The 12200-nt window shown below is 53.2% G+C and carries 13 protein-coding genes and 1 pseudogene; 4 read left to right on the forward strand and 10 right to left on the reverse strand.

Translation table 11 applies throughout. The features are described 5' to 3' along the window. Positions 1-89 precede the first annotated feature (89 nt). Entirely contained in the window at positions 90-812 is a 723-nt protein-coding gene (gene sfsA / locus C2M17_RS03695) for a DNA/RNA nuclease SfsA (RefSeq protein ID WP_105199516.1), read from the reverse strand. Positions 813-890: 78 nt separating this feature from the next. Between sfsA and pepB the strand changes: the two are divergent. Continuing rightward, positions 891-2187 (forward strand): annotated as a pseudogene (gene pepB / locus C2M17_RS03700) (aminopeptidase PepB). 142 nt (positions 2188-2329) lie between these two features. Here pepB and C2M17_RS16115 read toward each other — a convergent pair. Further along, positions 2330-2458: a hypothetical protein gene (locus C2M17_RS16115; RefSeq protein ID WP_267894399.1), complete on the reverse strand. Its 129-nt coding sequence runs from the start codon at positions 2456-2458 to the stop codon at positions 2330-2332. A 172-nt stretch (positions 2459-2630) separates the two neighbouring features. Here C2M17_RS16115 and C2M17_RS03710 point away from each other — a divergent pair, with 172 nt between their 5' ends. From C2M17_RS03710 to C2M17_RS03720, 3 genes are all read left to right on the forward strand, one after another. Next, positions 2631-3224 carry a fumarylacetoacetate hydrolase family protein gene (locus C2M17_RS03710; RefSeq protein WP_105199517.1) on the forward strand — a complete coding sequence of 198 codons (594 nt, stop codon included), beginning with the start codon at positions 2631-2633 and terminating at the stop codon, positions 3222-3224. Positions 3225-3302: 78 nt separating this feature from the next. After that, positions 3303-5447 (forward strand): exonuclease domain-containing protein, encoded by a 2145-nt coding sequence (locus tag C2M17_RS03715; RefSeq protein ID WP_105199518.1) that lies wholly within the window; start codon positions 3303-3305, stop codon positions 5445-5447. After that, a complete protein-coding gene (locus tag C2M17_RS03720; RefSeq protein ID WP_105199519.1) occupies positions 5447-6064 on the forward strand; it encodes a LysE family translocator in 618 nt (205 codons plus the stop codon). The genes C2M17_RS03715 and C2M17_RS03720 overlap by 1 nt, the downstream gene beginning before the upstream one ends. 62 nt (positions 6065-6126) lie before the next feature. Here C2M17_RS03720 and C2M17_RS03725 read toward each other — a convergent pair whose 3' ends face one another. The 8 genes from C2M17_RS03725 to C2M17_RS03760 form a co-directional block, all read right to left on the reverse strand. Next, positions 6127-7179, reverse strand: a complete 1053-nt coding sequence (locus C2M17_RS03725; RefSeq protein ID WP_105199520.1) for an aldo/keto reductase — start codon at positions 7177-7179, stop codon at positions 6127-6129. Positions 7180-7181: 2 nt separating this feature from the next. Then, positions 7182-7619, reverse strand: a complete 438-nt coding sequence (locus tag C2M17_RS03730) for an acyl-CoA thioesterase (RefSeq protein ID WP_105199521.1) — start codon at positions 7617-7619, stop codon at positions 7182-7184. Positions 7620-7713: 94 nt separating this feature from the next. Continuing rightward, on the reverse strand, positions 7714-8637 hold the full coding sequence (locus C2M17_RS03735; protein ID WP_105199522.1) for a pirin family protein: 924 nt from the start codon (positions 8635-8637) through the stop codon (positions 7714-7716). A gap of 8 nt (positions 8638-8645) precedes the next feature. After that, the gene (locus C2M17_RS03740; protein ID WP_105199523.1) at positions 8646-9041 is read right to left on the reverse strand and encodes an OsmC family protein; all 396 of its coding nucleotides are present in this window, start codon (positions 9039-9041) and stop codon (positions 8646-8648) included. A 39-nt stretch (positions 9042-9080) separates the two neighbouring features. Beyond that, positions 9081-9644 carry an NADPH-dependent FMN reductase gene (locus tag C2M17_RS03745; protein ID WP_105188342.1) on the reverse strand — a complete coding sequence of 188 codons (564 nt, stop codon included), beginning with the start codon at positions 9642-9644 and terminating at the stop codon, positions 9081-9083. Positions 9645-9753: 109 nt separating this feature from the next. After that, complete coding sequence (locus C2M17_RS03750; protein ID WP_105199524.1) at positions 9754-10494, reverse strand: sulfite exporter TauE/SafE family protein; 741 nt, start codon at positions 10492-10494, stop codon at positions 9754-9756. Further along, positions 10494-11177, reverse strand: a complete 684-nt coding sequence (locus C2M17_RS03755) for a pirin family protein (protein ID WP_105199525.1) — start codon at positions 11175-11177, stop codon at positions 10494-10496. Before C2M17_RS03755 ends, C2M17_RS03750 begins: the two co-directional genes overlap by 1 nt. A 117-nt stretch (positions 11178-11294) precedes the next feature. After that, on the reverse strand, positions 11295-12167 hold the full coding sequence (locus tag C2M17_RS03760) for a LysR family transcriptional regulator (protein ID WP_105199526.1): 873 nt from the start codon (positions 12165-12167) through the stop codon (positions 11295-11297). Between the last annotated feature and the right edge of the window lie 33 nt (positions 12168-12200).

A 12200-nucleotide genomic window follows, 5' to 3' on the forward strand; every position in this document is an offset into this window, starting at 1 on the left:
TAAAGCAACATCAGAGGGAACCGGTACGTGCGTCGGTTCCCGCTTTCCCAACTAAAACGGTCTACCTGAGGTAAGCCGTTTTTTTAATTTCAAATAGGCCAGGGGCCTCGGGCAAAAGGCAGGGCTTGGGTTAAAACCACTTTCTCGGCGCTGATCTCCGCCTTATACGCCAGCACTTCGACACCGGCCGTCACCGCTTCTTCAAGCAATTGTGCATACTTAGGGTCGATATGTGCCGCTGCGCTCACGCCTTCAATACCCGTATGCAATACCGCAAACAAGAGTACCGCTCTATGGCCTTGCGCCTTCATCGCCATCAGCTCGCGTAGGTGTTTTTGCCCGCGCAGGGTTTGCGCATCGGGGAAGTAACCCTGGCCGTTTTCTTCCAGTAAGGTCACCGACTTCACTTCGATATAGCAATCGGCTTTGTTGGCATCGCGCAGCAAAATATCGATACGGCTGTTTTCATCGCCGTATTTCACTTCGCTCAGCAGCTCATTGTATCCTTGCAGCTCTGTAATCACGCCTTGTTCAATGGCTTCGATGGCCACCTTGTTGGCCACGGCGGTGTTTACGCAGATCAAGTCGCCGGCTTGATTGCTGGAGAGCTCCAAGGAATGCGCATATTTGCGTTTGGCGTTATCGCTGGTGGAGTAGTAGGCGGTTACACCGGGTTCGGCGCAGCCGGTCATCTTGCCGGTATTGGCGCAGTGCACGGTAAATTCATGGCCGTTGGGATGGTGTAAATCCACTAAAAAACGCTTGTAGCGTTTTAACAGGGTGGCGGTTTGAAGAGGCGGTTGAAATAACATTAATCGTACTTCGCTTTAGAACTGCATGGCCCTAGTGTAAACTGCTGGTAATTGTAATCCCAGTCCAAGAGGACCCCTATGAGTCAACAATTTTTAGTACAACTAAGCGAGCAGGCTGCCCCAGGTCATTGGGGTGAGGCGGCAAACCTGTCTTTCAATGAGCAAGGTGCAATCGTGCACCTAAGCGAAACCGATACCCTGGTGAATGTGCAAAAGGCCGGTCGCGCCGTTGCCAACCAAGGCGTAAAAGCGGTCACCTTAACCGGTGATGCCTGGTGCACAGAGAGCCAGTGGGCTTTCTATCAAGGTTTTGTGAGCCCTAAAGTACTAGATGGCGTTGAATTCGTTGATAATGAGCAAAGTGATTTAAAAGAGCTGGCGGCGCTTAAGCAGTCGGCTATTTGGATGCGTCAGATGATCAACGGCACCGCCGAAGATATCTACCCGGAAAGCCTGGCCGAGAAAGCCGGTGAGTTTATCCAGTCTTTGGCTCCTGAGCACGTAAGCTACCAAATCATCAAGGGCGAAGCGTTAAAAGAGCAGCAGTGGATTGGTATCTACGAGGTAGGTCGTGGCAGTGAGCGCCCACCTGTTTTGCTTGAGCTCGACTTTAACCCAACTGGCGATGATAACGCCCCAGTGGCCTCGGCGCTTGTGGGTAAGGGTATCACCTTCGATTCCGGCGGCTATTCAATCAAGCCAAGTGAAGGCATGCTGACCATGAAGTGCGATATGGGCGGTGCAGCTACTGTGACAGCGGGTCTGGCACTGGCGATTAATCGCGGTCTGGACAAGCGTGTAAAGCTGTTCCTATGCTGTGCCGAGAACCTGATCTCGGGCCATGCCTACAAGCTGGGCGACATTCTTACCTACAAAAATGGCACCACTGTTGAAATCGTTAATACCGATGCCGAAGGTCGTTTGGTATTGGCCGACGGCCTGATTGGCTGCTAGCGAAACGGGCGCCGCTACTATTATCAACGCGGCAACCCTAACCGGTGCAGCCTTGGTTGCGGTAGGTCAGGAATACAATGCGTTATTCGGTTTGGATAAAGACATGGTGCGTGACGTTGAAAGCTTCGCTAAGGAAGAGTTCGAAGGCGCCTGGCCACTGCCGTTGGAGAAATTCCACCAGAACAACTGTCCGTCACCTTATGCCGACACAGCAAACAGTCGTCCGCAAAAAGGCGGTGGCTTTGGTGGCGCCTCTAACGCGGCTGGTTTCTTATCACGCTTTGTTCGTGACGAAGGCAAGGGATGGGTGCATATGGATCTGGCAGCGGCCTTCCAAAACAGCCCAACCAGCCTATGGTCTGCCGGTGCAACCACCTTGGGTATGCGTACCGTAGCTCGCACACTACAAGAAAAGTCGTAATCGACCCAGAGGTAGCGGCTCAGTGAGTCGTTACCTCACTTAAATTTACTCTCCTTGCCCTCATTGCGCATCAACAAGATGGTCAGATAGATCTTAGTCGGCAAAGACATGATCAAGCCCACCGCAATACAGACAGCGCCAATCATAAAGCTGTAAATGCCAAAATAACACGAAACGAGTCCGTCACCAGCAAGGTATGACCGCCGATGATCAGCAGTACGCCAAAAACAATAATAACCTTGAGTAGGGTTAAGGTGGAAAGCCTGGGCATGAGTTTCTCCCGAGTCTGCTCCTACAGTTAGTTAACCAAAAAACCGACTTTATGGGTTTGATCCAGCGCAGTAGTCGCGTCGATTGCAAAAATGTGTGCGGCCGAGCTCAGGTGCTTGCGATGGTGCAAGCAGCGCCATACACTGAGGAAAAATCCAAAACGAGATAAAAATATGGCAACAAAACCCGGAAAAATCACCTGTATAGGCCGTAACTATGTCGAGCATATCAAGGAGCTGGATAATGCCATGCCCGATGCCATGGTGATTTTCAACAAGCCGCCCTCGGTGCTTGCCGATGTGTTGCTGTCGCAGCATCAAAATGAGGCTCTGCATTATGAAGGGGAGCTGTGTTTTGTCATCAAAAACAATCGCCCCGTTGCCGTGGCCTTTGCTTTGGATCTCACCAAGCGGGCGCTGCAAGTTGAATTAAAAGCCAAGGGGTTGCCCTGGGAGCGAGCAAAAAGTTTCGATGGTGCCGTGCTGGCAAGTGACTTTGCTGCCATCGATGAGGCGGACATCGCCAGGCTGTCGTTGCGTTTGTATATCGACGGCGAACTTGTGCAGCAGGGCCAGACCAGGCAGATGTTGTATCCGGTGCAAACGGCCATTGATGAGTTGGCCAATTGGCAGCACTTGCAAGATGGTGATTGGTTGTTAACGGGGACACCTAAAGGAGTGGGGCAGGTGCGCACGGGGCAGGTATTCGAGGGACAGGTGTTACTTGACGAGCAGGTCCTGGTTACAAAACAATGGCAAGCGCTTTAGGGTCTTAGAATTCAAAAGTTTACTGTATAAATAAACAGTGGTAATCTCACGGTTAGTTTTATCTAACTGTGTGCTTGCATGGAAAAGAAAGTCCTACCGCCACGCTATTACCTGGCGCATTTTAAAGAGTTTCTCAATTATCATCAGCAACATGCCTGGCATCTGTGCGCGGATGCCGAGCGCGGCTATATCAATGAATTTCTGAGCCTGCCCGAGCATGCTCAGTGTGTGCTGGTGCGCATGTACAATCGCAAGTCCGACTTTGTTGAGCAAAGCAGCCTACATTACGAGGAAATCGACCATGTGCCGCTGGCGTTGGCGCTGCTTAAGCGTCGGCAGTGGGTGCGCCATGTGCAGGAGCATGAGTTTGCCGCCTGGCTAGAATCCCTTACTAAGCTGGAGCTGATCAACCTGTGCAAGGAGCTTGAGCTGCCCGGCATTGCCCTCTCCGCGAAAAAGCCGATGTGGCTGGCGTATTGCCAGCAAACCCTGTGCTTTGGTCATGTGCGTCACAGCCAGCTTTTTTTAAGCTATTTAGTGCACAGTTATAATTCGGTGCTGCACTACCTCTTGTTTGTTTTCTTTGGTCGTATCAATAGCTCGATGACACAGTTTTCATTGCGCGATCTGGGTATTCGCCGCACCAACAAGGGGGAGATTGGGGCTCGCTTTAACCAGCTCGATGAGGCTAAAAGTGCGTTTTTTTACGGTGAGGTGCGCGCTCAGGCGAAAGCCCTGGAGGAAGAACCCCAGTTGCTGGTCTTGGCGTCTGGCTTAACCCAGGCGCCGCTGGCACAGGGAGCGCTGGCGACGCGTTATCGCCATGAGTCCTTGTATGTGCTGGGTAAGAAGCTGTTGGCCCTGGGGGTGTGTGATGAGCAATTAGCCTTGGATTTGCTGGTCGAGAGCGAACACCCTCAGGCGGTGGAGCTGGTGGTGCGCCAGCGCTATAAGCGCGGTGACAAAGATTGGGTCGAGGCTCGGTTGTTGGCCTTAATCGAGGATCCCAGCTGCGAGCAGGTGTTGTTTTTTGCCCAGGACTTTTATGCCCTTAAATTTCAGGGCAAGCGCACCAGCACCTTGACCGATTTATTGCGCCATGGCGAGCCTTTGGCCATAGACGAGGCCTATTCTCACCACGTAGAGCAGGGTGTCATCGATTTATATCGGCAACAGGGTAGCGAGGCGCTGCATTGCGAGAACCAATTGTGGCTTCATCTCTTTGCCCTGTGTTTTTGGGATGAGCTCTTTACCAGCGCCCAGGGCGGCGTGTGCACCGAGTTTGATGTATTTCCAAGCAGTTTGCGCGACGGGCGTTTCTATCACATGTACCGGGACAATATCGCGGCGCTGTTTGCACACTGTGATACCAAGTCCAAGCTGGTGCATCATATTACCGCCAATGCTACCCGGCATTATCAGCAGCCTAATGCCTTTATTCGCTGGCATGAAAACTTGCTTGATCCCTTGTTGCTTCTGATTGAACATGCCTCGCTGTCGGCCATTTATGCGCAATTAACCGTGATGGCCAAGGACTTCATCAATGCCAAAGACGGCTACCCGGATCTGATGGTGATAGCGCAAGGCAAGCTGCGCTTTGAAGAGATAAAGGCACCGGGCGATAGCCTGCGCCGCAATCAGCTGCTCGCCATACGTCAGTTGCAGCGAGCCGGGTTCGAGGTACAAGTGCAAAGCGTAAGCTGGCAGGTCAACCCGGAGCAGCCCTATGTGGTGGTGGATATTGAAACCACGGGAGGGCAAAAGAATAGCCACAGGGTGACCGAAGTCGCCGCGGTCAAGTTGGTGAACGGCGAGGAGGTTGCGCGCTGGCATTCACTGATCAACCCCGAGCGCCATATTCCGCGCTACATTACCGAGCTGACCGGCATAGACAATGCCATGGTGGCCGATGCCCCGACCTTTGCGCAGATTGCCCCGTCGCTGTGGCAGTTTTTACAAGGGGCCATTTTTGTCGCCCATAATGTCAATTTTGACTATGGCTTTTTACGCGCCGAGTTTGCCCGTACCGACAAAAACCTGATCCTACCTAAGCTGTGCACCGTGCGCTTGGCACGCAAGCACCTGCCGGGATATGCCTCTTATTCCCTGGGTAAGCTGTGCAAGGAGTTGGGGATTGATTTACAAGGGCATCACCGCGCTATCAATGACACCCTGGCCACGGTACAATTATTTGAATTAATACAAGAACAAAGGCAAAAATAATGGAGTTAACAAATTGGCTGGCCTTGGTGGGCATTTGTTTAATGGGGGCCATGTCTCCGGGTCCTAGTCTGGCCGTGGTTTTAAAACACTGCCTGCAAAGTGGTCGCTCCGGCGGTATTGCCTGCGCCCTAAGTCACGGTTTCGGTGTGGGTGTGTATGCGCTGCTAGCCATTTTAGGTCTGGGAACCTTGCAGCAACAGGTGCCCTTGTTGTATCAGATCCTGATCTATGCCGGCGCCCTGTATTTGTTGTATCTGGCCTTTAACAGCTGGCGCAGTGGGGCTACCAAACTTAAGATAGAAGCAGCGGGCAGCAAGCGTCGCGGTGCCATTCAAGACGGCTTTGCCATTGCCTTTTTAAACCCCAAGTTGGCGATTTTCTTTGTCGCCCTGTTTTCGCCCTTTATTCCCGCCGAGCCGATGCAATGGCAACAGCAGGCGGTGATGGTGGCAACGCCGACCGTTATCGATGCGCTCTGGTATTGTGTGGTGGCCATGCTTTGCAGTCACCCGCGTTTCTATCCCTGGCTGGAGCGCAACCAGTTAATTATCAATAAATTACTGGCCGTGGCCTTTACCTTATTGGCGCTGACCGTGTTGCTGCGTCAATGGCTCTAAGAGTTAAAAAAGGCTTGCGTGTTGCAAGCCTTTTTTATGTCGCTAGGGGGCTTTTGTCAGCACTAGTAGGGCGCCGGATACTCCCTAAATACCGCATCGATTTGCGCCAAGGTCTCCTCGTCGAGGGTAAGCGCAAAGGCGTCAATATTTTCCTGCAGTTGGGCCATGCTGGTGGCGCCGATAATGGTCGAAGTGACGCCCTGCACCTGGTTACACCAGGCCAGTGCCAGCTGCGCCGCAGTGATCCCTTGCTGCTTGGCAATTTCCTGATAGCGGGCCACCGCTTGCTGGCCTTGCTCGGTATCGCGAAACAGGCCATTGCGCTGGGCTATGGTCCAGCGTGACCCTGCCGGGCGCGCACCACCTAGATACTTGCCGCTAAGCATACCGCCGGCCAGTGGTGACCAGGGCAGGTAGGCTACGTCTTCATGATGGCACTGCTCGATTAAATAAGGCCAATCCTTGCCATGCACCAGGCTAAACTCGTTTTGCATCGACACCATGGCCGGCAGCGAATACTGCTTGGCGAGGTCCAGGTACTGGCTCAGCCCCCAGGGGGTTTCGTTGGAAAGTCCGCAATGGCGGATTTTACCGGCGCGAACACAAGTATCTAAACCCTCTAAAATGGCATGCATTTGCGCGCGCTCGGTGCTTTTATCCACGCTCTTGATATCCACCATGCCCGGCCATTGCTTGGCAAAATGCGGTGAAGTGCGATTAGGCCAGTGCAACTGGAAAAGATCGATATAGTCGGTCTGCAAACGCTTAAGGGATTGGTCGACGGCTGTTATCACCGCTTCTTTGTTGATGTCGCCGCCACCGCGGACCCAGCTTAAGCCGTTGCCGGCTATCTTGGTCGCCAGCACCAGCTCCTTGCGTTTTTCTTGATGACGAGAGAGCCAGTCGCCGATAATGGTTTCGGTCTTACCATAGGTATCGGGACTCGGTGGCACGGCATACATTTCGGCGGTGTCGATAAAATTAACGCCTTGAGCAAGCGCATAATTGAGTTGCTCATCGGCATCGCTTTGAGTGTTTTGTTTGCCCCAGGTCATGGTACCAAGACAGACGCGTGATACCTTTAAGCCGCTGCGGCCGAGCTTTGCATAGTCCATGATTAGCCCTTTAGGTTTAAGTGCAGGAATGATAACAAGCTATCATTCAATGGCGCTTTTTGCATTGTTTTGAAGTCAAACATCACCAACTTTGCCTGACCTTCGGTCACTACGCATTGCTGCGCACTGGAAAACACGCTGTAGTGGGTGGTAAAGCTGCTGTTGCCTATGTCACTGATACTGACGCCGATCAGCAGGGTGTCGGGAAAGGTCACCGGGCGCTTATATTTGGCGTAATTGTCGGCCAGGACAGGGCCGACCTGCTCAGCGGCAAGGTGTTCAAGTATGCCGGCCTGATTTAAAAAATCGATACGGGCAATTTCAAAGTATTTGAAGTAGAGGGTGTTATTTACATGCTGCAGCGCATCCATATCACCCCAGGCCACCTTGATTTCGCAGGCCTTGGGAAAACGTTCTAAAAATGCATCTTGATTGGACATCTCTCGGCTCCTTAGAGTTTTTACTCGGCCTAGCATGCGTCAAGCCGGTAAAAAAAGAAAGGGGATGGCGATAAGTGGCAACATCACATGCTCGTTAGGGCAGCGGAATAAACTCCTGCTCATCGTCGGGAACCTTGGCAAAGCGCCCGTTTTGCCAGTCGTCCTTGGCCTGCTCAATGCGCTCCTTGCGACTGGAAACAAAATTCCAATCGATAAAACGTTTGCCCAGCGGCTCGCCGCCGATAAGGGCGATGCGCGAGTCTTGGCTGGCGGTGACCGTAACGCCAGCGCTTATGTCATGGGTATCGGAAAACACCGCCATGCAGTGCTCGGGGATGTCGGTGTCTTTCGCTTTTAAATGACCGCGCACCACATACAGGCCGAGATCCGCGCATGGTGGCAGGGTTAATGACTCGCCGGGTTTAAGCACGGCTTCCAAATACAGGGTATTGGAAAAGGTGTGCACTGGCGACTCGACGCCATAGGCGCTGCCCATCATGACTCGCACAGGCACGCCATCAATATTGACCAGGGGCACGCTGCTGGCCGGGTAGTGATAGAAGGCCGGATCCATTTCTTCTTGCTCCTTAGGCAGGGCAAGCCAGAGTTGCAGGCCGTTAAGGTTGCGTGCGTGAGCGGTTGCCTCGGGGCGCTCGCGCTCGGAGTGGACTATGCCGCTGCCGCTGACCATCAGGTTGATATCCCCCGGCTTAATGGGCTGCACACTGGCCAAAGAATCGCGATGAAGGATCTCACCTGCAAACAAATAAGTGACGGTGGCAATGCCGATATGGGGATGGGGGCGAACATTGATGCCTGGGCCAGGGGCAAAGCTGGCCGGGCCCATATGATCGAAAAAGATCCACGGGCCTATCATTTTTAATTGCGCCGTTGGTAACAAACGACGCACGGAAAAACCGCCCAGATCTGTGTCCTTGGGCTTTAACACCATTTTCACCGCGCCGCAGGCGTCCATTAGCTCACAGTCATTGCGGGTGTCATTGGTTAGATTGCTCATATGGGTTCCTATTTACAGTCCGTGGTGATGATGGTTTCTACCTGGGTCATAAGTTTATGGATTGGGCATTTATCGGCTATTTGCGCCAGCTTCTCCCGCTGCGCCGCATCCAGCTCACCGCCCAGCATAAGGTCTAGGTGCAACTGGTAGCGTCCCTGGCGTTCCTCACTGGCATCCCGGGTGATGTCAACGGCCACATCCGTTAATGGGATCCCCGCTCTCTGTGCATACATAAGCAGGGTAATGGCTTTACATGCTGCCAGGGCCGAGTCGTAAATATCATGGGGATCCGGCGCGCTGTCGCTCTGGGTATCGATACGGGCATCGGCAAAGAGCCGATGTGGGCCGATTTGTACTTGCTGGCGATATTGACCGTCGGCCGTTTTAGTGAGTTTGATGCTCATGGTCTGGCTCCTCGTTCGGTGATGGAAATAGCCCGGAGTTCAGCGCATGGTTTTTAGCGCTTTGGCCCATTTTTCCAGCTCTTCTAACAGGGATTTGCCGGAGGCGGTGTGGTGTTCATTGGCAACAAAATGTTTATCCTCATCGAGCAGGTTCCAGGGCATTTGTACCATTACGCTCTCCATCATGGGCATCATCTTTAAGGTGGTCACTAACTGTTTGGCTACCTGGGTTGAACGCAAGCCGCCGGAGACGCCGCCATAACTGACGAAGCCACAGGGTTTGTAATTCCATTCGTTATAAACATAATCCAGAGCGTTGGTGAAGGACGAGGGTGGGCAAAAGTTGTATTCGGGCAGCACGAACACATAGGCATCGGCCCGGGCCACACTGCGCGACCAGGCCTTGGTATGTTCATGCTGGTATTCCTGCAGGCGCGGATGCTTGGGTTCGTCGTACATGGGCAGGTTAAAGGCGGCAATATCCACCAGGGAAACATCAAAGTTGCTTTGCTCCTTGGCAAACTCGTAAAACCAGTTGGCGACGGATGGGCCGACTCTGCCGGGTCGGACGCTGCAAATAATGACGTGAAGATTCAGGGCCATGGCTTTGCTCCTGTGAAGGTTACAAACTATCAGTATGGTGGATGCACACGAGAATGAGTAAAAAGTTTGGCGCGCCCAGCGGCAGACGGGGGGGAAGTCTTGCGCTCCCCTAGCTAAGCATGAGCTTGGCATAGAGGACTAAAGCCAACAGCAGCAAGAGCCAGTTCATCACCCGTAAAAAATGCTGGGGATTGAACTTTTGCTGAATTTTCACTCCCAACCAATTGCCTAGCAGGGCTAATGGCGCAAAGGCTAAGGCGCTGAACAGCAGATCCAGGGTGAGCAGTCCCTGGGCGCTAAAGGCCGCGAGTTTAACGCCATTCATCAGTGCAAATAGCGCCGCCGCGGTGGCCACATACTGGCGCGGGGCCAGAGCCTTGGCGGTGAAGTAAATGATCAACGGCGGTCCGCCGGCATGGACCAAGGTGCTGGCCAGTCCGGATAAGGTAGCCATAACGCGTCCGCCCCAATCGCTTGCCAAAAAGCCGTAACGTATCTTGGCAAAAAATAAGCTGCGCAGGGCAAACAGCAGGCTCAGGGTGGCGATGGCGGCACTGAGCCAGGCGGCGGGAATAATTTGAATCAGCCATTGCGCTATCAAGACCCCGACAACAACGCCGGGCAGCAGCAGGCGGATCAGCTCGTTTTGCCATTGGCGCCAATAGCTTTTTAAGCTAAAGACATCGGCAATGATGAGAATCGGCAACATCAAGGCGATGGCATCAAGGGCGGGCATCACCAGCAGTAGTAAGGGGACGGCAAAAACACCCAGGGCGCCGGCAAATCCCGATTTGGAAATGCCGGTGAGCATCACCACTGCGGCGATAACGAGAAGCGTGGTGAGCGTCATTAGGGCAACTCAAACCAAAGCGCTTCAAGGGCCGAATCGGCATAAATAGTCACTGTTTCATCCTTCTCTGTTGCAAAGGCATCGCCGGCATTTAAGGCCAACTCCTGGCTGTGGGCGTGGCCACTAACCAGGTGCAAATAACCCGTACCGGCGCTAGTCAACTTGTATTGCGCTCCCGGTTTTAGCTGCAGCCGCGAGATGCGTGCATCCTGATTTATGCTCAGGGTGCCCGGCTCCCCGGTCGGCGTCACCAGTGGCGTCATTGCACCGTGCTGATGAACTTGCATCTGCTCATAGCTGGGTGTAATGCCACGGAATTTTGGCTGGATCCAAATTTGTAAAAAGTGCACCGGTTCACTGTCCGAAGCGTTATATTCACTGTGCATAATGCCGCTGCCGGCACTCATACGCTGCACTTCTCCAGCAGGAACAATAAATTCATTGCCCTGGCTGTCCTTATGCTTCAAGGCTCCACTGATCACATAGGAGATAATTTCCATATCGCGATGGCCATGGGTGTCGAAGCCTTGCCCTGGCTGAACCCTGTCTTCGTTAATCACCCTGAGCGCCGAGATGCCCATATGGGCGGGGTCGTAATAATGGCCAAATGAAAAGCTATGTTGGCTTTTTAGCCAACCGAGATCAACCGTTCCGCGTTCAGTGGCTTTGCGAAAATATTTCATAAGATGTGCTCCAAACTTGAGGTGTTGAAGCCAGTCTAATATCCCGCTAAAGAGATTAAAATGAGTATAAAAAGCACATATCGTTCGTTTTAAGCGAACGCTTGTTGGGCCTGCGATTTATACCCGGCTGCGTAACTCGCCGATAAAAGTCCGTGCCGCCGGCCCCAGGTTATCGCCGTCTTTAAACAAGAGATACAGCGGATGGGTGCGCTGTGCGCCGCTACTTAACGGCAGGGGTTTTAAGGTGCCATCGGCAAGGGCATGGGTAATGGCATGCTTGGGTAACCACGCAAAGCCCAGGCCATTGCCTATCATGTCGATGGAGGTGTTGATCTGGCTAACCGTCCAACGCTGATCGGCACCCAGCCAGCCGGCATCTTGTTTCCCCTGAAGGGCTGAGTCGCGAATAACTATTTGGCGGTGGGCTTTTAAATCTTCACGGGTCAGCGCTCGACCCAGATGATGCAGTGCATGCCGCGGGTGCGCCACGGCGATAAAGTCGATGCTGCAAAGCTGCTCGCTAAAGCCATCGCCAGAGTAGGGGGAAACAGCCAGTTCTACCTGATCGTTTTGCACTAACTCCAAGGCGCCGGTCAAAATGGACTCAAACAACTCAATGCGTAATAACGGATACTGGCTGCTGGTGGCTTCGAGCACGGCATAGAGAAGATGCTGTGGCAGGGTTTGGTCGACGGCGATACGCAGACGCGACTCTATGCCGTCGCCCAAGGTGTGGCCTATGGCTTCGACCTTGGCCGCTTCTTCCAACAAATATTCGGCGCGTCTGAGCAGCATTTTTCCGGCGTCGGTGAGTACGGTGCGCCGCCCCTCTATATGAAAGAGCTTAACGCCGAAGGCGGCCTCAATTTTTGCGACCGCACTGTGTACGCTTGATTGGCTTTTGTGCACGCTCTGTGCGGCCTGGTTAAAGCCGCCAGATTCGACGACGGCGCGAAACATCCGCCACTGTTCTAAGGTGATCCTGAGCATGAGCTAAAAAGGACGATTAATCATAGCCTAACC

Origin of the sequence: Pseudoalteromonas sp. T1lg10 (genome assembly GCF_002964545.1) — a bacterium.
Classification (GTDB): domain Bacteria; phylum Pseudomonadota; class Gammaproteobacteria; order Enterobacterales; family Alteromonadaceae; genus Pseudoalteromonas.

Excerpts from the sequence above, each read along its gene's own strand:
- sfsA (WP_105199516.1), bottom strand. The coding sequence starts at position 812 with ATGTTATTTCAACCGCCTCTTCAAACCGCCACCCTGTTAAAACGCTAC.
- C2M17_RS16115 (WP_267894399.1), bottom strand. The coding sequence starts at position 2,458 with ATGCCCAGGCTTTCCACCTTAACCCTACTCAAGGTTATTATTGTTTTT.
- C2M17_RS03710 (WP_105199517.1), top strand. The coding sequence starts at position 2,631 with ATGGCAACAAAACCCGGAAAAATCACCTGTATAGGCCGTAACTATGTC.
- C2M17_RS03715 (WP_105199518.1), top strand. The coding sequence starts at position 3,303 with ATGGAAAAGAAAGTCCTACCGCCACGCTATTACCTGGCGCATTTTAAA.
- C2M17_RS03720 (WP_105199519.1), top strand. The coding sequence starts at position 5,447 with ATGGAGTTAACAAATTGGCTGGCCTTGGTGGGCATTTGTTTAATGGGG.
- C2M17_RS03725 (WP_105199520.1), bottom strand. The coding sequence starts at position 7,179 with ATGGACTATGCAAAGCTCGGCCGCAGCGGCTTAAAGGTATCACGCGTC.
- C2M17_RS03730 (WP_105199521.1), bottom strand. The coding sequence starts at position 7,619 with ATGTCCAATCAAGATGCATTTTTAGAACGTTTTCCCAAGGCCTGCGAA.
- C2M17_RS03735 (WP_105199522.1), bottom strand. The coding sequence starts at position 8,637 with ATGAGCAATCTAACCAATGACACCCGCAATGACTGTGAGCTAATGGAC.
- C2M17_RS03740 (WP_105199523.1), bottom strand. The coding sequence starts at position 9,041 with ATGAGCATCAAACTCACTAAAACGGCCGACGGTCAATATCGCCAGCAA.
- C2M17_RS03745 (WP_105188342.1), bottom strand. The coding sequence starts at position 9,644 with ATGGCCCTGAATCTTCACGTCATTATTTGCAGCGTCCGACCCGGCAGA.
- C2M17_RS03750 (WP_105199524.1), bottom strand. The coding sequence starts at position 10,494 with ATGACGCTCACCACGCTTCTCGTTATCGCCGCAGTGGTGATGCTCACC.
- C2M17_RS03755 (WP_105199525.1), bottom strand. The coding sequence starts at position 11,177 with ATGAAATATTTTCGCAAAGCCACTGAACGCGGAACGGTTGATCTCGGT.
- C2M17_RS03760 (WP_105199526.1), bottom strand. The coding sequence starts at position 12,167 with ATGCTCAGGATCACCTTAGAACAGTGGCGGATGTTTCGCGCCGTCGTC.